Genomic DNA, 1,665 nt, shown 5'->3' with positions numbered 1-1,665 from the left:
CGGCGTCGGCGGCCGCCTCGCCGCCCCATCCCGAGCCGGGGTCGCCCCGTCCGCCGGTGTCCGCCGGCGCGGCATCTGCGCCCGTGTCGGTGCCGCCGGGGTCTGCCGCGTCGGCGGCATCGTCCTGAGCCGAGCCGTCCTGGTTGCCCTCGTCGTGCGCGAGAGGCGGGGCGAGGAACGCGCTCACGAGCGTCGAGCCGATGACGTAGCCGACCACGGTGCCGAGGATCGACGAGCCGAGCATCGATCCGAACGACGGTCCTTGCCGCTGCGGCCCGAGCGTGCGCTCCATGAACCCGGGGTTCATGTACTCGCCCCGTGTCGCCGCCCGCGCCATGGACTGCGGATCGCTCGACCGCGGCTGCTCGGACGCCGGCAGGCCCGCCGAGAGGTCGGCGAGCACCTGCTGCCGCTGCGGCTCGGTGAGCTTCGCGAACGCCTCGGCGTGGACCTGTTCGATCGTCTCGGGCGGGGCCGTGCGCAGCAGGTACCGGTAGCGCTCGATCGCGAGCTCGTCCTGGCTGGGCGGAGGCTGGATGGACCCCTGGCGGCCGTGCGCGTTCTGGGGCACCGGAGGCGTGGGACGGTCCGCGTCGTCCCCGCCGATCAGTCGGTCCAGGAATGCCATGTGTCCTCCGTCGTGTGCGTGGCTCGTCACGCTAGGCGCGGTTCCTTTGAAGCGGCTGGACGCCGCGCCGCGGGTCAGCCGTGCGCGGCGACGGCTTCGCTCATCCACCGGGCGTGCAGCGCCCATGGATCATCGACCCCGGCCGCCATGGCGTCGATGTGCCGAGCGATCCCGTCGCTCAGCCGGAACCACTCGGTACGGGAGAACCGATCGCCGGCGAACTGCGCGTGCCGCCGCTGCTCCAGCGCACGGCCGCCGCGTTCGAAGGCGAGCAGCTCGTCGTGCCAGATCGCCGCCAGCCGCAGCCGCGGGTTCGAGCTCGTGCCGATCTTGACCCTCTCGCCGAACCGCACGTAGTACACGACGTCGACGCGCGGCGGCGGCAGCTCGGCGTCGGGCAGGTCGCCGTGACGCCATTCGCACGTGGCGCACAGCCAGCCCGAACGGTACCGCACGCCGAGCCGGGATCCGCACAGCAGACAGGGCGACGGCAGCACGTCGGCGACGCCGTGCTCGGCGTCCGCCCAGTCGGATGCCATGGTCAGATGACCTTCGCACAGCGACACCGGGGCGCCGCGCGGCACGGCGCCGCGGCATCCGTCGCCGGATGCCAGGCAGTGCCGAATGGAACCGTTGGAGGGCACGGGCTGAGCGTACGCGGACCCTCGGACACCACGGCTGCGACCGGGCTCGGTGCGCTTCGATGTATCGCGGGCGGGCGCGAGGCCCTCTTCGCGACATGGATACGTCAGCGACGGCGCACCGGGCGCCGATCCGAACGACAGGCCGCGCGACGGGTGCGGTGCTCAGGTACGCCGGAATGGTGTCGCTCGCAGTGGTGAGCCTCGGCCTCGCATCGTGCGGCGAGTACACCCCCGGGGCCGACTCCGATCCGCCGACCAGTCAGGCGCCGCGCGACCGCACCGATCGGCCGGGCGGCGGGTCCGGCTCCCCCGATCGGCCGGACGACCTCGCGGACACCCCACCGGGGAGCGGCGACCCCGGCGACCCGGACGACGGTCCGAGCGCGGGGCCGG

General features: G+C 73.8%; 2 protein-coding genes and 1 pseudogene. 1 reads left to right on the top strand and 2 read right to left on the bottom strand.

Annotated elements, in window-relative coordinates:
* Window positions 1-628: hypothetical protein (locus tag EIO58_RS17430; RefSeq protein ID WP_127820501.1), on the bottom strand; the 628-nt coding region annotated here is incomplete at its 3' end.
* A 74-nt stretch (window positions 629-702) separates the two neighbouring features.
* On the bottom strand, window positions 703-1,272 hold the full coding sequence (locus EIO58_RS17425; RefSeq protein ID WP_127820500.1) for a GIY-YIG nuclease family protein: 570 nt from the start codon (window positions 1,270-1,272) through the stop codon (window positions 703-705).
* 158 nt (window positions 1,273-1,430) lie between these two features.
* Here EIO58_RS17425 and EIO58_RS19195 point away from each other — a divergent pair.
* Window positions 1,431-1,665 (top strand): annotated as a pseudogene (locus EIO58_RS19195) (hypothetical protein); the annotation flags it as partial.

This window comes from Microbacterium sp. CPCC 204701 (assembly GCF_004010105.1).
GTDB lineage: Bacteria > Actinomycetota > Actinomycetes > Actinomycetales > Microbacteriaceae > Microbacterium.
This window is presented reverse-complemented; position numbering and strand designations above follow the sequence as displayed.